The organism is Pontibacter amylolyticus, from assembly GCF_014638845.1.
Taxonomy (GTDB): Bacteria; Bacteroidota; Bacteroidia; order Cytophagales; family Hymenobacteraceae; genus Pontibacter; species Pontibacter amylolyticus.
Genome location: NZ_BMFP01000004.1, coordinates 346,567 through 368,389, shown reverse-complemented (window position 1 = coordinate 368,389; position 21,823 = coordinate 346,567). Strand labels below are relative to the sequence as shown.

The 21,823-nt window shown below is 51.0% G+C and carries 17 protein-coding genes and 1 tRNA gene; 11 read left to right on the top strand and 7 right to left on the bottom strand.

Annotation, left to right across the window (positions count from 1 at the left end; all coding sequences use genetic code 11):
• Together IEV97_RS12195 and IEV97_RS12190 are read left to right on the top strand one after the other, a co-directional pair.
• Positions 1–645 (top strand): O-methyltransferase, encoded by a 645-nt coding sequence (locus tag IEV97_RS12195; protein WP_188501752.1) that lies wholly within the window; start codon positions 1–3, stop codon positions 643–645.
• Positions 646–976: 331 nt separating this feature from the next.
• Positions 977–3,553 carry a LysM peptidoglycan-binding domain-containing protein gene (locus IEV97_RS12190; protein ID WP_188501751.1) on the top strand — a complete coding sequence of 859 codons (2,577 nt, stop codon included), beginning with the start codon at positions 977–979 and terminating at the stop codon, positions 3,551–3,553.
• Between the two features lie 423 nt (positions 3,554–3,976).
• Here the strand turns inward: IEV97_RS12190 and IEV97_RS12185 are convergent, their stop codons facing one another.
• Entirely contained in the window at positions 3,977–5,305 is a 1,329-nt protein-coding gene (locus IEV97_RS12185; RefSeq protein ID WP_188501750.1) for an MFS transporter, read from the bottom strand.
• Between the two features lie 287 nt (positions 5,306–5,592).
• Between IEV97_RS12185 and dnaE the strand changes: the two genes are divergently transcribed.
• The 3 genes from dnaE to trxA all read left to right on the top strand — a co-directional run bounded on the left by dnaE (position 5,593) and on the right by trxA (position 10,642).
• Positions 5,593–9,216 carry a DNA polymerase III subunit alpha gene (gene dnaE / locus IEV97_RS12180; RefSeq protein WP_188501749.1) on the top strand — a complete coding sequence of 1,208 codons (3,624 nt, stop codon included), beginning with the start codon at positions 5,593–5,595 and terminating at the stop codon, positions 9,214–9,216.
• 304 nt (positions 9,217–9,520) lie between these two features.
• Positions 9,521–10,066 (top strand): REP-associated tyrosine transposase, encoded by a 546-nt coding sequence (locus IEV97_RS12175; RefSeq protein WP_188501748.1) that lies wholly within the window; start codon positions 9,521–9,523, stop codon positions 10,064–10,066.
• A 249-nt stretch (positions 10,067–10,315) separates the two neighbouring features.
• Entirely contained in the window at positions 10,316–10,642 is a 327-nt protein-coding gene (trxA, locus tag IEV97_RS12170) for a thioredoxin (protein WP_076669473.1), read from the top strand.
• Positions 10,643–10,702: 60 nt separating this feature from the next.
• Here trxA and IEV97_RS12165 read toward each other — a convergent pair whose 3' ends face one another.
• The gene (locus IEV97_RS12165) at positions 10,703–11,200 is read right to left on the bottom strand and encodes a DUF421 domain-containing protein (protein ID WP_229733922.1); all 498 of its coding nucleotides are present in this window, start codon (positions 11,198–11,200) and stop codon (positions 10,703–10,705) included.
• 41 nt (positions 11,201–11,241) lie between these two features.
• Positions 11,242–13,170 carry a hypothetical protein gene (locus IEV97_RS12160; protein WP_188501747.1) on the bottom strand — a complete coding sequence of 643 codons (1,929 nt, stop codon included), beginning with the start codon at positions 13,168–13,170 and terminating at the stop codon, positions 11,242–11,244.
• Positions 13,171–13,315: 145 nt separating this feature from the next.
• Between IEV97_RS12160 and IEV97_RS12155 the strand changes: the two genes are divergently transcribed.
• The 3 genes from IEV97_RS12155 (at position 13,316) to IEV97_RS12145 (ending at position 15,203) form a co-directional block, all read left to right on the top strand.
• Positions 13,316–13,708, top strand: a complete 393-nt coding sequence (locus IEV97_RS12155; protein ID WP_229733921.1) for a DUF5329 family protein — start codon at positions 13,316–13,318, stop codon at positions 13,706–13,708.
• Between the two features lie 104 nt (positions 13,709–13,812).
• Positions 13,813–14,178 carry a SpoIIAA family protein gene (locus IEV97_RS12150; protein ID WP_188501746.1) on the top strand — a complete coding sequence of 122 codons (366 nt, stop codon included), beginning with the start codon at positions 13,813–13,815 and terminating at the stop codon, positions 14,176–14,178.
• Positions 14,179–14,486: 308 nt separating this feature from the next.
• Complete coding sequence (locus IEV97_RS12145; RefSeq protein WP_188501745.1) at positions 14,487–15,203, top strand: OmpA family protein; 717 nt, start codon at positions 14,487–14,489, stop codon at positions 15,201–15,203.
• Positions 15,204–15,293: 90 nt separating this feature from the next.
• On the opposite strand, the gene IEV97_RS12140 is transcribed toward IEV97_RS12145, so the two are convergent.
• Positions 15,294–15,818, bottom strand: coding sequence for a DUF6141 family protein (locus IEV97_RS12140; protein ID WP_188501744.1), 525 nt, complete (start codon positions 15,816–15,818; stop codon positions 15,294–15,296).
• A 74-nt stretch (positions 15,819–15,892) separates the two neighbouring features.
• The gene (locus tag IEV97_RS12135; protein ID WP_188501743.1) at positions 15,893–17,032 is read right to left on the bottom strand and encodes a cystathionine gamma-synthase; all 1,140 of its coding nucleotides are present in this window, start codon (positions 17,030–17,032) and stop codon (positions 15,893–15,895) included.
• A 187-nt stretch (positions 17,033–17,219) separates the two neighbouring features.
• On the opposite strand from IEV97_RS12135, the gene IEV97_RS12130 reads away from it, so the two are divergent.
• Both IEV97_RS12130 and IEV97_RS12125 read left to right on the top strand, forming a co-directional pair.
• On the top strand, positions 17,220–17,939 hold the full coding sequence (locus tag IEV97_RS12130) for a TVP38/TMEM64 family protein (protein WP_188501742.1): 720 nt from the start codon (positions 17,220–17,222) through the stop codon (positions 17,937–17,939).
• A gap of 69 nt (positions 17,940–18,008) precedes the next feature.
• A tRNA-Arg gene (locus IEV97_RS12125) sits at positions 18,009–18,082 on the top strand.
• A gap of 258 nt (positions 18,083–18,340) precedes the next feature.
• Here the strand turns inward: IEV97_RS12125 and IEV97_RS12120 are convergent.
• Positions 18,341–19,516: a hypothetical protein gene (locus IEV97_RS12120; RefSeq protein WP_188501741.1), complete on the bottom strand. Its 1,176-nt coding sequence runs from the start codon at positions 19,514–19,516 to the stop codon at positions 18,341–18,343.
• 364 nt (positions 19,517–19,880) lie between these two features.
• Positions 19,881–20,792: a hypothetical protein gene (locus IEV97_RS12115; protein ID WP_188501740.1), complete on the bottom strand. Its 912-nt coding sequence runs from the start codon at positions 20,790–20,792 to the stop codon at positions 19,881–19,883.
• A 93-nt stretch (positions 20,793–20,885) separates the two neighbouring features.
• Between IEV97_RS12115 and IEV97_RS12110 the strand changes: the two genes are divergently transcribed.
• Positions 20,886–21,674 (top strand): hypothetical protein, encoded by a 789-nt coding sequence (locus IEV97_RS12110; RefSeq protein WP_188501739.1) that lies wholly within the window; start codon positions 20,886–20,888, stop codon positions 21,672–21,674.
• The last annotated feature ends 149 nt before the right edge of the window (positions 21,675–21,823 follow it).

The following is a 21,823-nucleotide window of genomic DNA, read 5'->3' as shown; positions in this document are numbered from 1 at the left end:
ATGGAATTCCTGGACGAAGAACTGCAGCAGTACGCAGAGGAGCATACCTCACCGGAGTCGGAGCTGCTGCACAAGATAAACCGCCAGACGCACCTGAACGTGATGCGGCCGCGCATGCTGTCGGGTCACCTGCAGGGGCGTTTGCTCTCCATGTTCTCCTACATGATCCGCCCCAAGCAGATCCTGGAAGTAGGCACCTATACCGGCTATTCGGCCCTTTGCCTGGCCGAGGGACTGCAGGAGGACGGTACACTGCACACCATCGACATCAACGAAGAGTTGGAAGACACGGTGCGGGGCTACATAAAAGAGGCGGGCCTGAGCGAGAGCGTGAAGTACTACATCGGCAATGCTCTGGAGATTATCCCAACCATTGACGTGACTTTTGACCTGGTGTTCATCGATGCCGACAAGTATAACTATACCAACTATTATAACCTGGTGATTGACCGGGTGCGTTCGGGTGGCTACATCATTGCCGACAATGTGCTGTGGAGCGGCAAGGTGCTGGCCAAGTACCGCAAGAAGCTCGACGAAGACACGGCCGCCCTCCTGGACTTCAACAAAATGGTACAGGACGACCCGCGGGTAGAGAACATTCTGCTGCCTGTGCGCGATGGGCTGATGGTGGCCCGCAAAAAATAACAGAAAAGCGACCGCATGTCGCTTTTTTTATGCCCTATAGGTATAGCTGCCAGGTATAGCTAATGTGCCCATGTATAGGTATACCTGAAGTTTCTACCCTGTAGTGGTTTGTGCAATAGTCTGCAGGCACTTGCCTTTACTTATCCACACCAAAAAATTTCTCTAAAATAACTTCGTTCTAAGCTTTAGAATGCGGGGTAATTTGCGTTAATTTTGCAAGTGTATCTCTATATAGAGAACAACCTATACCTTAATGAGTTATCAACAGCTGTTTCAACATATACTGTAGCCACTTTGTGGATAGCTTCGCTTATTTTACCCGTTTACCTTTATGAAGACACCATTACCATTTTTACTGCTCCTGCTTCTGCCACTATTCGCTGTGGCACAAACTGTCACTGTGCCTCACAACTTGTATTTCGGTGACATCCACCTGCGCATTTCGCCCAGGGCGCAGGAAGAGATCCAGAAAAAAGTGGATGCCCTGCACCGTAGTCCCAAGTTCTTCCAGATGAAAGTGGAGCTGGCCGACGCCTACTTTCCGCTGATTGAGCGCACGTTTCAGGAAGAAGGCGTTCCGGATGACTTCAAGTACCTGGCCCTCCAGGAGAGCGGTCTGCGCGGCGATGCCGTGTCTACTTCCAATGCCGTAGGGTACTGGCAGTTCAAAAAAGAAGCGGCCCTGGACTTTAACCTGCGCATGGACCACCTGGTGGACGAGCGCCGGCATATTGTGGAGGCCAGTCGCGGTGCTGCCCGCTATTTCAAGCGCAGCAACAACTACTATAACAACTGGTTCAACACGCTGCTGTCGTATTACCACGGCTACTCAGGCGCCAAGGCGTATACCAAAGAGTCAGACAGAGGCAGCAAAAAAATGGACATCACCGAGAAGTCAGACCCCTACCTGCTGACTTTCCTGGCGCACAAAGTAGCCTACGACAGCTTCATCGGGAAGAGTGCGCCGCCCGTGGTTTCACTGCGCGAGCTGCGTGCCACCCCTGGCCAAAGCCTGGCCGACATTGCATTGGCTTATCAAACCGATCCGTCTGAACTAGAGAAATATAATAAGTGGCTTTTGGGCGGCACCATACCTGCCGACAAAGATTATTATGTGATGCTTCCGGTGCGCCATACCACCGAGCCAGGTATCGTGGCTTCTACGGAGCCTGTTCGCACGGCACCTGTCCGCCAGACGGGCGCTATACCTGCGGCAGGCAGCATCATCAAGCGCAATAACCTGAACGCCATCGTGGCCGGCAAAGGCGACACCAAAGACAAATTGGCCCTGAAAGCCGGCATCACCACCCGCAAGCTTTTGCGTTTCAACGACATGCGCGACTTCGACAAGTTCGAAGAAGGTGAAGCCTATTACGTGGAAGCAAAACGCCTGAATGCCGACAAAGAGTACCATGTGGTGCAGCACGGCGAAACCATGCAGGAGATAGCCCAGCAATACGGCATCCGGATGGACTACCTGCAGTTCAAAAACCGCATGAAGCGCGCCGAGGTGCCTGTACCAGGCCGTGTGCTCTGGCTGCAGAAGCGCCGTCCGGCCAAGGTGGCCATCGAAGTGCGTGAGTTAAAGTCAGTCCCAGGTGCTGAAAGGCAAACCGTTACTGCACAGGAGAAAGCGACGCAAATTACCACAGCTTCGGCCAGGACAAATACTGCGGAGCCTGCTGCCCAGCAAGACGATTTCCTGACCCGCTTCAAGAGAAGCTGGAACAAACTCAAAGGCCAACCAACAGCACCTGAACAACCAGAAACGAAAACTACTGCCACTTCAAGACAGGAAGAGGAAACAGCCGTTGCCGCTATACCTGTCCAGGAAGCTGAACAAGGTATAGCCCAGGAAGAAGAACCAGTGAAGGTGGCTGTGACCCCTAAAAATGAAAAGGCGCCTGCACCTGTGATGAAACAGCCTGAGCAGGAGGTAAAAGCCGCAGAACCAGTTGAAGCTCAAAAAACGGCAACACCAGCTGCGACGGAGAAGCCAAAAAACGCCACCCTATACCCTGGCAAGAAAACCCAGAAAATAGAGGAGCAAAAAACCGTAACGCAGGAAATGCAGGCTGAAGGGACAGAAGAGGAAAATGCCGAGTGGGCCGTGGGTCTGAGCGAAGACGTGTTTGTGGGTTTCTCCGGAAACGAAGAGGAAGAAACAACGGAAGTATTCGAAGCAGAGAAAACAGTAGAAACTGCTGCCACAGAGCAAGTGACGGTGAAGACTACTCCTGTCAAAGCTGAATCTGCAAAGCCAAAACCTGCCAGACAGGAGTCAGTTAAAACTACGCAAGCCAGCACGGTAGCTCAAGAAAATGCTGCCCCGAAAACCAAACCTGCCCGTCACATCGTGAAGCAAGGCGAGTCGCTCTGGGGCATCTCGAGGCTGTATGCCGTAACCGTGAACGACATCACGACCTGGAACAACCTCGGCGACGCACCGATTAAGATCGGTCAGGAATTGATCATTGCGGAGCCGCAAACAGTGCCCGAAGAATCTGCTAATAACGTGGAGGCAAATGCAGAAGCGCCCGTTGCAGCGGAGAAAACTGAGGTGCATACCGTAGCTGCCGGCGAATCGCTTTACGTGCTTTCGCGCAGGTATAACGTGACGGTGAACGAGCTGAAAGCCTGGAACAACCTGCGTAGCACCGCCCTCTCCATCGGACAGGAGCTCCGCGTGACTGCCCCTGCCGATCAGGATGTTACAAACGAGGACCTGGAAGAAACGCCTGCAGAAACCTTCACGGGTTCCAGCACCCAGCACACGGTGGCATCTGGCGAGAGCCTCTACCAGATCTCCCGTAAGTATGGCGTCACCATCAAAGACATCATGGAGTGGAACAACAAATCTGACTTCAACGTGAAGCCCGGCGATAAGCTGGTGATCCGGAAGAAGTAAATTTGCTGTATCACGACACACGTATCACGTAGCAAGACTCTCTGAAGAGTACCTGTTAAAGGATTATTTGACAAAGGACAAAAGAACATAAAAAAAGCGCCGGCCACCTAAACCGACGCTTTTTTTTATGTGAACTCAATACTCACAGACGCTGGGTGCCGAACAAAGGCTACAGTCTAATAGAAATCTCTGGAGCAGCATCAAGGTATATAGGTATACTATATCAAATCTATCCTGCTGCTGCTGCTTCGGATTTGCAATCTGCTTGTTTGCCAATAGCCACCGTCTTTGCCAGGTATATTACAAATCCGAAAGAGCGTTTTTTTATCGGCTATACCTGTAAGCGAATATCTTTTGTCACAATGTCTATTGACTTTTGTCCAGAAAATGTCGTGCTACGTGATACGTGTGTCGTGATACGCTTCATCTTTTCCCCGGAGGAGCGGTCAGTTTCGTGGCAGTTCGAAGGCCGTTGGCAATCTCGGGGATGATGCCGAGACGCTCGTAGATGGGCTGCACCATCACACGCAGGCGTTTCAGGTTCAGGGCAAAGGGAATGACGCTGACAGCACAGAGGAATCCGCAACCCAGCAACGTATACGCCACCCCGATCTGCTCTGCTATACTGCTCGCCAGCATACTGCCAAGCGGCGCCATCCCCATGAAGGCGGTGGCGTAGAGGCTCATCACGCGGCCCCGCTTGTCCTCGTCTACCAGCGTTTGCAGGAGCGTGTTGCAGGAAGCCATCGTCACGATCATCCCAAAACCGGTGAACAGCATCAGCGCCAACGACAACCACAAGACGGTGGAAAAAGAGAAGGCCATCAGCGCCGTACCGAACAACGTCATGGTGAAAATGATCACCTTCCCAAGCCCGATCACCGACTTGCGCTGCGCCAGGAACAGCGCCCCTGACAAAGCCCCCAGCCCGGATGCTCCCATCAGGTAGCCCAGCGTGTTGGCCCCGCCGTGCAGGATGTCGCGGGCGAACACCGGCAGCATCACACTGAACGGCATGCCGAACATGCTGATCAGTCCCACGATCATGATTAGGGTACGGATAGGCGGAAAACCGAAAGCATAGGAAAAACCCTGCTTTAGAGAGTTCCATACATTTTCCTGGCGAATTTCCCGCACGAAAGGGGTAAGCTGGAGCGTGAGGAGTGAAGCCAGCACCGCCAGGTAGCTCACCGCGTTGATCAGAATACAGACGCCCTCCCCTACCCAGGCAATCAGTATCCCCGCTATCGAAGGTCCCACGAGTCGGGCCATGTTGAACATCGAGGAGTTGAGCGCGATGGCGTTGCTGATGTCTTCTCGCTTGTCGACCAGTTGCACCACGAAGGCCTGCCGGGTGGCCACATCGAAGGCGTTGATCGTGCCGAGCACCACCATCAGCGTCATCACATGCCATACCTGCACCGTACCCGTCAGTACCAGCGTAGCCAGCGTACCCGCCTGCAGCATCGACAAAAACTGCGTGATCAGCAGCACATGGTGGCGGTTGAACTTATCGGCCAGCACTCCGGCGAAGGGACCGAGCAAAAAAGAAGGAATCTGGTTGGCAAACGTCACGGCGCCCAGCAGGAACACCGAGTCTGTGAGGCGGTATACGAGCCAGCTGATGGCGATCTGTTGCATCCAGGTGCCGATGAGCGAGACCCCCTGCCCCATGAAAAAGATCCGGTAGTTGCGCGAGCGCAAAGCCCGGAACATACCTCCTATCTTCCCTGAATCGACTGTATCTGCCATGCTGTTCTTTTTCTTATGCCTGTTTGGGCACAGGCTTTATCTTACGTCAAGTGACGCTTTTCGAGTTATAATTATACGCTTTATTCAGGAATGCCTGTTAGTAAATTACTTCATGCGTAGGGGATGTATATGCCCACATGTTTGTTTTGCTGCAGGGCTGTTTTTGGTTTGGGCGGCCGCCCGATTTTGCGTAATTTTAACATCCCGAAAAAGGCTCTAGGTATAGGAACGCTATACCTGCGTGTCATTAGAAATTCATCATTCGTCATTACTAATTCTAGATAGTCTTGCCAGTTTTTTCGCACTTACACACCCATACCCAGTACTCCCTGCTCGACGGTCAGGCCAGCATCAGCGCGCTCATGAAAAAGGCGCAGGCCGATGGCATGCCCGCCGTTGCCATGACCGACCACGGCAATATGTTCGCCGCCTTCAACTTCGTGAACGAGGCCAACAAGTATAACGTGAAGCCGATCGTGGGCTGCGAGTTTTACCTGGTTACTGACCGTCACCTGAAGACCTTCACCAAGGAACAGAAGGACGTCCGTCACCACCAGCTGCTGCTCGCCAAAGATCAGGAGGGCTACCAGAATCTGGCCAAGCTTTGCTCGCTTTCCTACATCGAGGGGGTATACAGCAAGTGGCCGCGCATTGACAAGGAGCTGCTGCTCAGGTATAGCAAAGGCCTGATCGCGACCAGTTGCTGCATCGGTGCCGAGGTACCACAGGCTATTCTGTGGAAAAGCGAAGAAGAGGCCGAAGAGATATTTAAGTGGTGGCTTGATGTGTTCGGTGAAGATTACTACATCGAGATTCAGCGCCACGGCCTGATGAACATCGACGGCACGGGCAAGAGCCAGGAGGACATCAACCAGGTGCTGCTGAAGTGGGCGAAGAAGTATAATGTGAAGGTGATCTGTACCAACGACTCCCACTACGTGGACCAGGAGGACTGGAACGCGCACGACATTCTGCTCTGCGTGAACACAGGCGAGGACCAGAGTACGCCCGTAGGCGACTTTGCCACAAAATACTACCGCTTCCTGAGCGATGACCAGAAGGTGATCTACGATACCGTGGAGAACGTGCGCAGCAAGTACAGCAACCATGTGAGCGTGCGCCAGATGCTGCAGCGCATTGACGAGGCTGGCCCGAAAACCCGCTTCGGTTTCCCCAACGACCAGTTCTACTTCAAGACGCAGGCCGAAATGAACCAGCTGTTCAGTGACGTGCCTGAGGCGGTTGACAACACCAACGAGATTGTAGATAAAATCACGCCGCCCGTTCTGAAGCGCGATATCCTGCTACCGAACTTCCCGATTCCGCCGCAGCACGCCGATGCCGACGATTTCCTGCGCCACCTCACCTACGAGGGGGCTGCCAAGCGCTATTCTGAAATAACCCCGGAAGTGACCGAGCGCCTCGACTTTGAGCTGCATGTGATCAAGACCATGGGTTTTGCCGGTTACTTTTTGATCGTGCAGGACTTCATCAACCGTGGCCGCGACATGGGTGTGTTCGTGGGGCCGGGCCGTGGTTCTGCCGCCGGTTCGGCCGTGGCCTACTGTGTCGGTATCACCAACATCGACCCGATCAAGTATAACCTGCTCTTCGAGCGATTCCTGAATCCGGAGCGTGTGTCCATGCCCGATATTGATATTGACTTCGACGACGTGAACCGCCAGCGCGTGATTGACTATGTGGTGGACAAATACGGCAAAACGCAGGTAGCCCAGATCATCACTTTTGGCACAATGGCTGCCAAGTCGTCCATTAAAGACGTGGCCCGTGCTACCTCTCTGCCGTTGGCCGAGGCCAACGAACTGGCCAAAATGGTACCGGAAACACCGGGCACCACACTAGCCAAGGCCTTTATGGAGAACCTGGAACTGGCCGCCATCCGCGAAGGGGAAGACGCGCGCGCTGCTGTACTGAAGCTGGCCGAAAAGCTGGAAGGCTCGGTGCGTAACACAGGTATACACGCCGCCGGTGTGATCATCGCGCCGGACGACATCACCAATTACATACCTGTTTCGACCTCCAAGGACTCCGACCTGCTCGTGACGCAGTTCGACGGCAAGGTGATCGAGAGTGCCGGTATGCTGAAGATGGACTTCCTGGGCCTGAAAACCCTGACCATCATCAAAGACGCTATGGAGCTGATCAAGAAGAACCATGGCGTAGAGATCGACATCGACAACATTCCGATAGACGACGAGAAGACCTACGAACTATACCAGCGCGGCGACACGATCGGTACGTTCCAGTTCGAGTCGGAAGGGATGCGCATGTACCTCAAGGACCTGCAGCCGACCAACATTGAAGACCTGATCGCCATGAACGCCCTTTACCGTCCGGGCCCGATGCAGTTCATCCCGAACTTCATTAACCGCAAGCACGGCAAAGAGGAAGTGGAATACCCGCACGAGCTGCTCGAGCCGATCCTGAATTACTCGTACGGGATTATGGTGTACCAGGAGCAGATCATGCAGACGGCCCAGATTCTGGCCGGTTACTCACTGGGTGGCGCCGACTTGCTGCGCCGCGCCATGGGTAAGAAGGACATGAAAAAGATGGCCGAGGAGCGTGAGAAGTTTATTGCCGGTGCGCATGAAATGCACAAGATCCCGGCAAAGAAAGCTTCAGAGGTGTTCGACGTAATGGAGAAGTTTGCCCAGTACGGCTTTAACCGGTCGCACTCTGCCGCTTACTCCGTAGTGGCTTACCAGACCGGCTACCTCAAGGCCCACTACCCTGCCGAGTACATGGCGGCGGTGCTGACCAACAACATGAACGACATCAAAAAGGTGACGTTCTTTATTGAGGAAGCGCGCAAGCAAGGCGTCGCCGTACTTGGTCCTGACGTGAACGAGTCTTTACTGAAGTTCAACGTGAACGAACAAGGGCAGATCCGTTTCGGTCTGGCCGCCATCAAAGGCACCGGCGAAGCAGCCGTGGATGCCATCATTTCAGAAAGAGAAAAGAACGGTCCATACCAGGACATCTTCGACTTTTCCAAGCGCATTAACCTGCGTGCCGTGAACAAGAAAACCTTCGAAAGTATGGCCCTGGCCGGCGCTTTCGATTCGTGGGGACTCTATCACCGCGCGCAGCTGATGGAAGTGCCGGAAGGCGAGAACATCAGTTTGCTGGAGAAGGCTGTTAGGTATGGTAACAACTACCAGGCAGAACAACAGGCGGCGCAGCAGTCGCTGTTTGGGGGCAGTGCCGCCGTAGCTTCACCGTTACCGAAGATACCAGAAGTACAGGTATGGACACAGGCCGAAATGCTGCGCCGCGAGAAAGATGTGGTAGGTTTCTACATCTCGGGCCACCCGCTCGACCAGTTTAAAATGGAGATCGACTCGTACTGTACCTCAGCCTTAGCTGATATTGCCAACCATAAGAACAAGGACATCAACGTGGCCGGCATGGTGTCGGAAGTGGTGATCCGGACGGCCAAGAACGGCAACCCCTTTGCGCTGTTCTCCATCGAGGATTACGACACCACCCTGCAAATGGCCCTGTTCGGGGAGGACTACATGAAGTTCCAGCCCTATCTGCGACAGGGGCTATACCTGTTCATCCGGGGCAAAGTACAGCTGCGCTATAAAACCGAAGACCAGTGGGAACTGAAGCCAACCAACATCCAGCTCCTGGGCGACGTGATGGACAAAATGGCACAGGGCGTGCAGTTGAACGTCAACCTGCAATTGCTTACCCCGAATATTGCCGAGGCCCTGGAAGAAGCCATCGCGACCAGCCCGGGCCAAAAGCGACTGGAAATTACCCTGCACGTACCGGACGAAAAGCTGGTACTGCCGACTTACTCCCGTAAATACCGTGTCGATCCGAAGGTGTTTCTAGGTCAGATCAAGGACTTGGGGTTGGGTGAGTGTAAGCTGCTGTAATTGATTTGAAGATTTGAAGGATGGGGAGATGAAGCTCTTCTGTCTTTTAGGTATAGGAAAGGTATGCTGCTCGCGCAGCATACCTTTTTTGTTTTGATCGCTCTTTCGGATTTTTCAATCCGAAAGTAAACTGTAGGGGGTTTTCTTTTGCTCATTCGGACATCCGTGTCCGAATGCTTTCTGATGGGGACATCCATGTCCCCGACACACGCGGACGTCCGCAACAGAGGGGTTTCGGACACGGATGTCCGAAACAGCATATTTGCTCGAAACAGCATATACAGAAATAAGGTATACCTTCTGCATGGGACTCAAAAACAGAATTGTACCTGATGGATTGTATTACCTGACGATGACTGTTGTGGATTGGGTTGATGTTTTTACCCGTCCTACTTACAAACATATCATAGTAGACACTTTAAAATTTTGTCAGGAAAATAAGGGCCTTAAACTGTATGCCTGGTGCCTGATGAGTAATCATTTACACATAATTGCAGCGGCTGATGAAGGTAAAAACCTTTCTGATATCCTTCGGGATTTTAAAGGCTATACCAGCAGGAAGATAGTAACCGCTATTCAGGAAGAGCCAGAAAGCCGCCGACAATGGATGTTGCACCGTTTTGAGTTTTCAGCCAAGCCTAATCCCAAGGTGCGCCATTACAAGCTTTGGCAGGACGGTAACGAAGCAAAGGAGATTCACAGCAACACATTCCTAGATCAAAAGCTGGAGTACATCCACCAAAACCCCGTACGGGCAGAGTGGGTTGATGAACCAGAACACTACAGGTATAGCTCCGCAGCAAACTATGCTAACTTGCCCGGCTTACTACCAATTGAGTTTCCAGATTAACATCAATCCTACCCTGTCACTATGTCCCCTCCATTCCCCCTTTTGAAACTTAATCCCCCAACATTTGTTTATACAAATAAATATACCCGCAGCTTGTGAAAAACGTATGTATAAGTTCTAAATTTGCAGCGGGAGTTGCCCGGGAACAGGACAGCTTGTCATATAAACCAAGTTTGGGCTTAAATTTGACAAGCTATAAAATGTTACTATATTTAAAACACAGAATTTAACCAACAAAACGTTAAAGTTATGGCTAACAAAGCATTAGAAATCACTGACGCTAATTTTGATGAGATCATCAATTCAGATAAACCAGTATTGGTAGACTTTTGGGCAGAGTGGTGCGGTCCGTGCCGCATGGTAGGCCCGATCGTGGAAGAGCTGGCTGGCGAGTACGAAGGCAAAGCCGTGATCGGCAAAGTGGACGTAGACGCCAACCCACAGACTTCTGCCAAGTTCGGTATCCGCAGCATCCCGACGCTGCTCGTTTTCAAAAACGGACAGGTAGTGGATAAGCAGGTAGGCGCTGTGCCTAAAAACGTACTGGCTGGCAAGCTGGACGCACAGATGGCCTAAGCACTGGTCTGATAGCATCTAAAAGCGAAAGCCTTTCCAGTTTTGGAAAGGCTTTCGCTTTTAGGTATCTCGCTTCACAATACTGATATCACCGCTCCGCTCCAGGTAAGCCGATGCAACCTCCTTGATGGAGGATACACCGCCATTTCGCAGGGCTTCCTGTAGGTCATTCTCGGTCAGGTTGTGCTTTTTAAGTTTGTCCTCCTGCAGTTTCCCGTCCCTGATCAGACAAACAGGGTTTCCCTTGATAAAAGGCCCTATAAAACCCTCGGTATTATAAGCCAGAAAAGCCAGAAAGCGGTGAAGTAGAACCAGTACGAGCGCGGCGGCAAGCGTTGGCCAGAAGGGAGAATTGCCGGTAATAGCGCGGCTAAGGACTGAACCGTAGATGATCCCCAGCACGATATCGAAAGCGGTTTGTTTGCCGAAGATGCGCTTGTTGCCGATCCGCATGATGATCAGGGCGACAATAAACACCACCACCGCCCGGACAGACATTTGCCACCACGTGAGCGAGTCGGAGTCTATACCTAGCAGCGCATCCAGAAAGTCAGCCATACACTCCCAACGCGTAAAATCGTAGGAATGTTATTAGCTGTTTACTGACACTCGCAGAGCTTTTTATCCAGCTCGCAGAGTGTGGTATAGTGCTGCTCCACTTCCTTCATCAGGTTCGTCAGCTGCTTGTTATAGACCTGCACCTGTTGCAGGCGGGGGTTCTCGGGTGCGTTCTTGGCGAGCGTGTCCAGTTCCTTGATTGTAGCGGCAAAGGCAGTGCTTCTCTCACCCAGCTTCGCGTAGTACTGGTCCATGCCATTATCGGAACTCGCTACGGCCACGGCCTGCAGGTTATTGTCGAAGCACAGCTGCCAGCGCAGGTGGCGCAGCACCTGCTGTTCGGCGGAACTCTGCAGTTTGCCCATTTCTTTGGTCTCCTCTTTCAGCCGGGAGCTTTCGTGGCGTTTGTTGTACTCGTTCACCGCATCGCGCACCTTGTCACGGCAGCTCAGGCAGTTGCTCGTGTTGGCTTTGTCCTGCAGGGCATTGCGCACAGACAGAGTTTCGTCAGAAGCCTGTGTTTCAGCCAGTTTATTCACATCCTTTTCAAACACCTCCTTATACTGCATGTCTTCCAGCCTTTTGGTCAGGCGCACGATGGCCTCCCCTTCTACTGAGGCGGATAGGTAATCGGCGCGCGGCAACTCCACCGACGATAGCTTGGCCAGCGCGGCTTCGCGTTTGGCCGGTGTGTCCCATGCTTTCGGATTGTTCTCCAGTTCCTGCAGCGTGTTCACCAGCACCTTGGCATTTTTCAGGTTGTGGTCAGCGTCCAGGTATAGGTCGGCATTGGCCAGTATCGACTCGTATTCCGAGCGGAAAATGTTCTTGTACGTGCTGTTCTTCTCAAACTCCTTTTCGCGCGCCTCGAAGGCGGTTTTCATGCGCTTGTACTCCTGCATGATGCCAAACAGGTTCTTGGCGTTGATCTCCGGAGAGTTGTTGCGGTAGTTGAGCCGGTAGGCGTTCAGGTTCTGCTTCATTTCGGCGAAGATGCGAAGGAACTCCACGTACAGCTTTTCCTGGCGATAGGTCTCGTCGTTCATCAGCTTGGTGTCGTAGGCCGTCTGGATCTTCTGTTTGCGCTTTTCGATCAGGTCCATGGTCACTTCATCGCCGGTCAGCACATCCACTTTGTAGAGCGACTTGTAGTTGGCCACCACAATATAAGGGTACTCCTTGTACCCGATGGCGTCTTCTATTTGCTTTCGATCGAGTTTGCTCGAGTTTTTGCTGAGGTAGTCTGCAAGTTTGGCTGGCTTTAACGTAACGGTTTTCACACTGCCCGGCACGAATACGTATACCTTTACCGAATGCAGACGTGTGTCAAAATCCTGTCCTTCGTACAGGCGGATAGTGGAGCTAAATTTGTACTCTTTCTTTTTGGCGCGCGAATTAAGCAGGTTGCCAAACTCCCCTACCAATGACATCACCGCCACCGATGGGTTGGTCAGGTTCGAAAGACTTACCAGTTGGCTGGCCACCAGGTTGAACACCTGATCGCCGTCCTGATTGGTGACTGCCTTGGCATTGATGGCCGCGTCGATGCTGTTCTGGGCAGAAGTCAGCGGCATTTTGTCGATAATGCGCACTACTTCCAGATGGTCACTTACCTGGGTGTGGTATTCCTTCTTGTCGGTGTTGATGTGGAAGTTGAAGAGCGGGTATACGATCTGGTCGTTGCCGAAGAGCTTCAGGTTTTTGAGCTGCGCCGTGATGAACAGATACTCCAGTTCATAGGCGTAATTCTTCTTGCTTTTCTTCTTCACCCCAGACTCCAGCTCGTTGAGCACACGGTTAAACTGCCCGCCGTTGTAGAGGTATATGTCGGTGGAGAGGTACTGCCACTCGTCCGAAAATTCAAATTTATCGTTGTAACTGTAGCCTAGTCTGGTTTCGATGTTCTGCTGGGCATAGGCCTGCTGGCAAAGCAACAGGGCCGTCGCAAAAAGGGAGAAAATTTTCTTCATAAAATACGTATAGCCGTTACAGCGGCAGATTCAGGTATGCTTTTGCTTCTGAACCTAACGTTAAGACTTGAAATTAAGTGCCTTATCAGTTTGCAAAATTACTGATCAGATCAGATTTTTTTAAAATAAAACGAGTACAAAAACCATGTTCAGAATACTATTCGTGGCGGTGGCCATTCTCTTATTTCAAAGTGCAGCACGACCCGCTGCCGCACAAGCTTCTTACGATCACAGCAACTCACCCGAAACGATGTCAGAAGATCAGAAAGTCCAGAAGCTGATCGAATACATCCGCACCCTGCAAGGCGCCACCTTTATACGCGACAACAGCGAATTCGCACCTGAAAAGGCCGCCGAGCACCTTTCTTCAAAATGGAAAAAGCACGCGTCCAAAATTAAAACAGCGGAAGGGTTCGTTACAGAACTGGCTACGCAGTCTTCGTCAGGCACACCTTACAGCATCCGGTTCGCCGACGGAACTACCAGCACCACCCGCGATGTGCTGCTACGCCAACTGAACACGCTGGCCGCCCAATAGGCCCCAATATTGTACAATAACAGGTATAAGTATAGCTGGAGCCGCATACAATACTGGAACGCAGCTATTGTCGTTACGTATCTATGACGACAAACCTGATCCCAATGCTACAGTTACTGGAAGAGTCGCGAGAAGAGATGGTTGCTTTTCGCCTGGCAGGCAGCGTAGACCGCCATGACTACGACGTGATGTTACCGATCCTGGAAGAGAAAATCAAACAGTACGGCAAGATACGGGTGTACGCCGAGTTGCAGGAGGCCGAAGAGATTTCGTTGCAGGCACTCTGGGAAGACCTGAAGTTTGACTTCCGCCACGCATCTGACTTTAAAAAAGTAGCCCTTGTCGGCAACCGCAAGTGGCTGGATTGGTTCACCGTCATGGCAAACCCCTTCACCACGGCAAAGGTAAAGTACTTTGAACCCACCGACCGCGAGAAAGCATTGGAATGGGTTCGAAGAGATGATGAGTAAAAATCAAGCATGACCAGTTCCTGCTATATTCTGTAGTAGCCCTTCCACCTGTCAAACCAGGCCGCCTTCTCTGGTTACTGAGCCCTGATCAGCCTTTTCCTGCGGTTTACCTGTTACGATACCAGAAATATTTATACCTTCGGCTATACCTAAAATATAGTTCTAGCATAATATTTGCTTAATTATTGGGACTGCTAAGGTGCAGAATAGAGCCGGCTTATACTTCCGTGCGTCATTTTTCGTTCTGTAGCTTAGTTGCCAGTAAAAATCAATCACAAACAACCTGATCAATTAACACCCCAACACACATGAAATCTAATTTCACGAAAGTATCCTTGTCACTGCTGCTATGTGGCGCCCTGATGTCATCTTGCGTTTCCTCTAAAAAGTACGACGAACTGAAAGCCAGCAAGGAGGCCCTGGAACGCGAGCAGGCCGCCAGCCGCGACAAAGAAAAAGAGTTGAGTAACACGCTGCGGGCACGTGAGCAAAAACTGGCGGAACTGGAACGCGCCATGAACGACCAGAAGAAAATACTGGACGACCTGCGCAACGAGGTGAACGGTGCGCTGTCTGGCTTCAACCAGGGCGACCTGAGCGTGAACATCAAAGACGGCAAGGTATACGTGTCGATGTCAGACAAGCTTTTGTTTGCCACGGGCAGCACCAAAGTAAACAACACCGGCAAGCAGGCCCTCGACCAACTGGTAGACGTGCTGAAGAAAAACCAGAGCGTGGGCGTGATGGTAGAAGGCCACACCGATGACGTGGAGGTGCGACCAGGTACGAAGGACATCGCCGACAACTGGGATCTGAGCGTGCTGCGTGCCACCGAGATTACCCGTCTGATGGCACAGCGTGGCCTGTCTCCTGACCGCATCACACCGGCAGGACGTGCCTTCTTCCAGCCCGTTGACACGGGCCGTACGCCTGCCGCCAAGGCCAAGAACCGCCGTACCGAGATCATACTGACACCAGATTTCACCGAGATCTACAAGATCCTGGGCATCCAGTCGATGAAGTAGTCCCTATACCGCATACACTTAAAAAGGCCGCTGCTCCTCCCGAACAGCGGCCTTTTCTATACCTGTTAACTGAGTGCTATACCTGCTGACTCAGTCTGCTATACCTTTGCCCAGCACTTTGGCCTGCTCTATAGCCAGAAACAGCTCTTTTGCCCGCTGTGAGCCAATCAGTAGAGGCTGCTGGTTGTAAAAGCGCAGCAGCACCCCTTCCCTGCCCGACGTGCTGTAGGCCTTTCCTTTTGCGCCCCAGCGTATACCCCAGCCGCCGTATTCACGGATCGGGTCATAGGTTACCTTCTCAAAATCGCGCACGGTATGCAGCGGTATGCGCACCGGTTTCAGATGGAAAGGCCGGAAGCGCATCTGCAGCACACCCGGCATTACCTCTGTGGTCAGGGTTATCCAATAGAAAAAGAAAGGAAGCCCGAAGCCGATCAAGGCCACCAAAATACTCAGCGGCACATCCGACACGGGCCGGTTGCCGAAGGTGCCGCCCAGCAGGACCTGGTACACAAAACCTGCCAGCATGATGGCTGCCAGGCCCAGCAGCAGCGCCCATAGCCAGAACTGCTTAAACCGTTGCTTTTCCCGGAACAAGATGCGTTGCTCTTCCATCTATATCTATACCTTACGAAAATAGCCGCTCCACTTGTGGGAGGAACGGCTATACCTTTCAGTCTTTTTTATGATTACCCGATAGCCTGCTCCAGGTCGGCCAGCAGGTCCTCGATGTCTTCTATACCTACGCTCAGGCGTATCAGCGAGTCGCTCAGGCCAGCCTTCAGGCGCTCGGCGCTCGGGATGCTGGCGTGCGTCATAGAGGCCGGGTGTCCGCAAAGCGATTCCACACCGCCCAGCGACTCGGCCAAAGAAAAATACTTGAAGCGCTCCAGCGCAGCAATGGCGTCTTCCATCCGGTCGCCTTTCAGCACAAACGACACCATGCCGCCGTACGAGCGCATCTGCTCCTTGGCTACACGGTGCCCCGGATGATCTTCCAAGCCCGGCCAGAACACCTTCTCCACCTTATCGTGGTTCTTGAGGTACTGGGCCACCGCGCGGCCGTTTTCGCAGTGGCGCTCCATCCGGATATGCAGCGTCTTGAGGCCACGCAACACCAGGAAGCAATCCTGCGGACCAGGGGTGCCACCGCATGCGTTCTGGATAAAGGCCAGCTTTTCGTGCAGCGCATCATCTTTCACGATCACGGCGCCCATCACCACATCCGAGTGGCCCGCCATATACTTGGTGAGCGAGTGCATCACAATGTCGGCTCCCATGTCAAGGGGCGTCTGCAGGAAGGGAGTGGCGAAGGTATTGTCGGCTACCAGCAGCAGGTTGTGCTTTTTGGCAATGGCGGCGCAGCCTTTAATGTCGATGATGTTGAGCAGCGGGTTGGTGGGCGTCTCCACCCAGATCATGCGGGTGTTCTCGTTCACCAGCGCCTCGACCTTGCTCAGGTCGCTCATGTTGGTGAAATGGAACTTGAGGCCGTAGTTGGCGAATATCTTCGTGAAGATGCGGTAGCTGCCGCCGTACAGGTCATTGGTCGAGATCACCTCGTCGCCTGGCTTCAGCATTTTGATGATCGCGTCGATGGCCGCCATACCTGAGGAGAAACAAAGGCCATGCTTCCCGTTCTCCAACTCGGCCAGCGCATTTTGCAGGGCGGTGCGGGTCGGGTTGTGCGTGCGGGAATACTCATAGCCCTTGTGGTCGCCGGGCGAGCGCTGCACGTACGTGGAGGTCTGGTAAATGGGCGTCATGATGGCGCCTGTGGTTGGGTCCGGCTCCACGCCGGCATGTATAGCTTTTGTTCCGAATTTCATAGTATCTATTTTATGGATAAATGGTTTGACACAAGTTAATAAATTTACCTTTCAGGAGTTGAATGACTCCAGGAGGCCCGGCGCTGATAGCACATATCGCAAAGTTTTATTGACCATACCGTAATCTACGTATACCTTCAGCAATTCCTTGCCTGCAAGGCTCTATCTTTGACCAAAAACGTCTACTATGCTTAAACTGTCCATGCTGCGGACTTTTATACGTGAAAACGCGCCTTCCTTTATTTCCATGCTGCTGTTGGTCGTTGTGCCGCTGGTTGTCAGCTCCTCGGCTGCTGTATACCTGTATCAAAACGAAACCCTGCTAGAGGACCTGAGCTGGCCACAGATGCTCCTTTACTTTGTCGTGATCTCCTTTACCATGTCACTGGCCCTCACTCCGACTACCTTTGTGGCGCTGGTAAGCGGCTTTTACCTGGGCTGGCCTGGCTTTGCTGGAGTGGTTGTGTCTTATGGCATTGCGTCAATCATCGGCTATACCCTGGCCCGTCTCATCGACCATGGCAAAATGATGTCTTTCCTGAATCGCTTCGAAAAAACGATGTACCTGATGCAGGAGCTGCGCGAACAGAGCTGGGGGCTGATCTTCCTGACACGCATTTCCCCGGTGCTGCCCTTCGCGCTGATGAATTTTGTGCTCTCGCTGCTGCAGGTCGACAAGACCCGGTTCTTTTTGGCGAGCATTGTGGGTATGTTGCCCCGTACCCTTTTCTTCTTCTGGGTAGGTACGCAGGCCAGCGACGTGATAAAATTACTGCAGGACCCTGGCAGCAACAAAGGAAGTCAACTGCTGATGATCGCACTGGTAATCATATCGATAGGCGGCTTGTACTTTATTTTTGACCAGGCCCTGAAGCGGGCGCTCCGGAAAGCGACGGCAAAAAGTTGAGAAAAATTCGCTCTGGGGCTTGCATCGCAAGAAAAAAGGCCTTTACTTTGCATCACCATAACGGAAAATGGTCACGTAGCTCAACTGGATAGAGCATCTGACTACGAATCAGAAGGTTAGGGGTTCGACTCCCTTCGCGACCACTTGAAAATCAGCCACTTACGAGTAAAATCGTTAAGTGGCTTTTTTTATGTACACACAATTCGCACACAAATCTCCTGTTTTGGAGCTAATTATTCCGCCTTTTTATTTCGTCCTATTTTACTCAAAAAACTTAGAAATTATTCCGCACAAATCCCATTAACTTAAAATGTGATTTGACTCATCAAGCCCAAACGAGCCTGTTATCTTCCACATAATAAGATGCTCATGAAATTATAAGTGCATGCTTTTGCTTAAAGTCACTTGATAATATCACTGCCAAAGAGGAAGAATCCGACGCGGGCCTGTAACGGGTGTAGATAAGGCGTGCGGCTCTTCTCGTGCAGCAGGTTGTATTGCAGAAGGGCGTAGCCCCTAAGCTTTTTGTAGAGCGTGTAGTCCTTACCCAGCCCCACTAACAGCCCAGGCACCCATACTCTACCAAGTGTCTCCTCCTGCGTGAGGGGATCTATTTCCTTCACCGGCGCACTTAAGTATTCGTACTGCAGCCGTGCAAAAAAGCCGCTCTTGATCTGGAAGTCCGAAAAGAGGCTGTAGCCCCCCACCCGTTCCGAGCCGCCTACAAAGGGCTTTTCCTTCACGCTCAGGTGCAGGCGGTACTGTCCGCCCGCGCCCGCTGAGAGTCGCTCCGAGAAGCGCCAGGCTAGTGTCGGCCCCAGGTCCAGGAAGAAGTGCTCCTGCTTGCCCGCCTGCCAGAGACTGCCCACCACCACCCGCTCCACCCAGTGCTTCCCTTTGAGGGAGTTGGGTCCCAGCAGGCCTTTGGGCATGTCCTTCACGCTCTCCACCTTGCTTGCCCGACCCTTGTACTTGTCAAAGTCGGCTTTCGCCTGCCCCAACCTGTCGAAGGGCTCGGTAAAGGGCTCCCCCGCCGCTTTCAATGCCGTCTGCCCTGCTTTTGCCTTCAACTCGTCGGCAGAAGTTGGCAGCGGCCCCACAGCAGTGGGCTGGGGTAACCGGACGGCAACGCTTTTTTGCCCGGCCTCTTCAAGCTGGCGCAGGGCTTGTTCGAGCTCCTCCGGCATGAACTGGGTGGCCAGGGCCTCCTTTCCCTCCTGCAGCTGGCGTTCCAGTCTCCCGCGCACCTCCTTCAGTTCCTCAGGCAGTACCGACCGTCCCGCTACGGCCTGCGAGAGGCTGTCAACTCTTCGCGCGAGTGTTTCTCCCTCTTCCCCCAACTGCCGCAGACTGTCAAGCGAAGCATGCAGGCGCGAGGAATCCTGCAGCGCATAGTCGATTGCCTGCAGGCTGTCCTGCCAGGCGATCATCTCGCGCAGCAGCTCCCCGGCCTCCGGAGCGCCCGTCGGCAGGTGCTGCTTGGCTGGCTGGGCAAACGATGCAAAGGAAAGCAAAAGTAGAAGGAAGGGCAGTAGTCTAATACAGGTTCTGGCAAAGGGCAAGAGCAGATAACGCATATAGTGGTGATGTTTTTTTAAAAAGTTAGTTGGCAGTTAGTGCTGGGCTCTCAAAGCTACAAGTACAACATTCCTGTAAGATAAGATGACAAGGTTACTTTTATCAATAATATTATATATACACTACAACTCGCGATAGAAAGAACTGAAAAAGCTCTTAACTTTCATAAAAGCAAGGCTCCTGGAATGGAAGAGGAACAGGCCTAATTATATCAGAGCGGCTTAGTATGCTGGCCGAGATTATACCGCTAAAACTGAAGTAGCGGCCAAGTCCCACGATGCTGCCGATGTCGTTAACCTTAAAGCCCCGATGTATCTGTTAAAAAAATAGTCAAAGTCAACAAATTTATCAATTGCATAAGCGCTATTGATATGAGATGTAAGTTGATACCAAATTGGAAGATACTTCAAGTAACCCCCGATGCGCTTCTTCAATTTTAGTATGACTTTTTTTGAACATGTCTTTTATTGTATCATTAGCTTGCTCTTTAAAGATAAAGACGTTCGTAACACGGTCCAGCTTTCTAATCAAATCACTTAGGGTTTCATCATCTATGTAGTTAACTTTTAGAAATTCACTTACTGCATCCACCCATTCCTCCTGTGCTAAAAGAAGGCTTGAACTAGATGCCGCATTCTCATTATTCCGATGAAGCCGTTCTTCCAGAAACTCAGTCAAACTTTTGTATTCTTCATCATTAACAAGCTGTTTTACCAATTCTCTTGCCATATGGACACTTTCATTGACCAAGTCTGTGTATTCACTTTTTAGTTCGTTGTGGTAAATTACTGATTGTTTGTATACTTCATCAAGCTGTGGTAAAGCCATATTTAGAAAATCAATATAAGAATATAAGCGTCTGTATCCATAGACTATTGATTTTGTTAGCCCAAATTTGCTGATGTATGCATAATAGTACTCTTCGTGGCTTAGTCCTTCTGAGAACCTTTTAATATCAAGAGATGATACCAATGCCGGTCTAGGTAGCTCAAATGGGTCTTCACTAAATGAATTACAAAATGCCCTTAAATGATCAGCCTGTTCTTTGCTTGCTCCAGTTATTTTGTGAATCAACGAGGTAAAATAATGGAGCTTTCGCTCTATTGAATCCTTTTCAGCCTTTCCATTTTTTTCTTTTTCCACACTTAGCTGGTACCGAAATAGAATCAATGCGCCACAAAACCCTAAAAACGCACCTATAGAAGTAATGAACAGATCCCCTATCCACGAATTTTCCTCACCATAAAACTCGCCAGATTGAAATATTATTTCCATTTAATTTACATTAGTTAAACCCTTTATTAAGGCAGCATTAAAATATTGAGTAAAGTTATGATGACATTAACTTTAGAGAAATAAAATGTAGCGATGAAACATAGTATCCATAAAAAAGACCGAAGGCTTGCAGTTATGCAAAACTACTTTAGTGATATCCCGAACATAGGCAATACACTTGATTTAGTAGCATTTGCGGATAGAAGCCAGATCAAGAAGAATCGAATTAGCGATTTTGCAGATTTACTAAAAGATGAATCAGATTATAACACTAAGTTGATAAACCTTGATACCCTTCAAACCGAGGAGTTTAGCGACTTATTTGAGTCCGTGCTAATGAGGGTAGTACAGTCGAGTTCTAAGGAAAAACATAGAAGATTCAGGGATATATTAATCAATCAAATGCTTTGCCCGAATATCAATGTTGACAGTGCTGAGATTTATTTAGACTTAATTTCAAGTCTTAGTGAAGCTGAAATCACGATTCTGCATCATTTCAACCTCTTCTATATTAAACTTAAGCCTATTAAGCAAAATCTAGTAAGGCATAACAATAAGTTGGAACAGCTTAGGGAACGATTAGAACCGGAAAGAGAACTAAAAGCTGCTGGTTATGCCAACAATTATCTTTCTCTAATCGCAGAGATTGATGGAGTGAATAATCTGATCGCATCTGAAAATGAAAAGATCACCTCTGGCAGACATAGACTGGAAGCACCATATTATAATATAACAGAAGATCAATTCCTTTACTTCAAACAAAGGCTTTTTTCGAGAGGCTTATTAGTTGACACGGGTATTGGGGGCATTGGTGTTGAACCTTTTGAGTATATGAGCATTACACAGTTTGGCAGGGAATTCATGGAGTACATTATTAGATAAAAGAAGTATAAAAAATAATTAACTCATAAAATGTATTAAGCACTTGTCACATTACAGAATCTAACTTCCTCTTGAAAGGTTCAAAAGTAAAGCCCCCGGTTGATGCCGGGGGTTGGGGGTAAGATTCCAAAGCGCGAAGCCGCTGCGAG

Bases quoted from the DNA above. Each gene is read 5' to 3' on its own strand.
- IEV97_RS12140 (WP_188501744.1), bottom strand. From the start codon at position 15,818: ATGGAAGAGCAACGCATCTTGTTCCGGGAAAAGCAACGGTTTAAGCAG.
- IEV97_RS12135 (WP_188501743.1), bottom strand. From the start codon at position 17,032: ATGAAATTCGGAACAAAAGCTATACATGCCGGCGTGGAGCCGGACCCA.
- trxA (WP_076669473.1), top strand. From the start codon at position 10,316: ATGGCTAACAAAGCATTAGAAATCACTGACGCTAATTTTGATGAGATC.
- IEV97_RS12110 (WP_188501739.1), top strand. From the start codon at position 20,886: ATGAAACATAGTATCCATAAAAAAGACCGAAGGCTTGCAGTTATGCAA.
- IEV97_RS12115 (WP_188501740.1), bottom strand. From the start codon at position 20,792: ATGGAAATAATATTTCAATCTGGCGAGTTTTATGGTGAGGAAAATTCG.
- IEV97_RS12150 (WP_188501746.1), top strand. From the start codon at position 13,813: ATGCTACAGTTACTGGAAGAGTCGCGAGAAGAGATGGTTGCTTTTCGC.
- IEV97_RS12120 (WP_188501741.1), bottom strand. From the start codon at position 19,516: ATGCGTTATCTGCTCTTGCCCTTTGCCAGAACCTGTATTAGACTACTG.
- IEV97_RS12145 (WP_188501745.1), top strand. From the start codon at position 14,487: ATGAAATCTAATTTCACGAAAGTATCCTTGTCACTGCTGCTATGTGGC.
- IEV97_RS12155 (WP_229733921.1), top strand. From the start codon at position 13,316: ATGTTCAGAATACTATTCGTGGCGGTGGCCATTCTCTTATTTCAAAGT.
- IEV97_RS12190 (WP_188501751.1), top strand. From the start codon at position 977: ATGAAGACACCATTACCATTTTTACTGCTCCTGCTTCTGCCACTATTC.
- IEV97_RS12175 (WP_188501748.1), top strand. From the start codon at position 9,521: ATGGGACTCAAAAACAGAATTGTACCTGATGGATTGTATTACCTGACG.
- IEV97_RS12195 (WP_188501752.1), top strand. From the start codon at position 1: ATGGAATTCCTGGACGAAGAACTGCAGCAGTACGCAGAGGAGCATACC.
- IEV97_RS12130 (WP_188501742.1), top strand. From the start codon at position 17,220: ATGCTTAAACTGTCCATGCTGCGGACTTTTATACGTGAAAACGCGCCT.
- IEV97_RS12185 (WP_188501750.1), bottom strand. From the start codon at position 5,305: ATGGCAGATACAGTCGATTCAGGGAAGATAGGAGGTATGTTCCGGGCT.
- IEV97_RS12165 (WP_229733922.1), bottom strand. From the start codon at position 11,200: ATGGCTGACTTTCTGGATGCGCTGCTAGGTATAGACTCCGACTCGCTC.
- IEV97_RS12160 (WP_188501747.1), bottom strand. From the start codon at position 13,170: ATGAAGAAAATTTTCTCCCTTTTTGCGACGGCCCTGTTGCTTTGCCAG.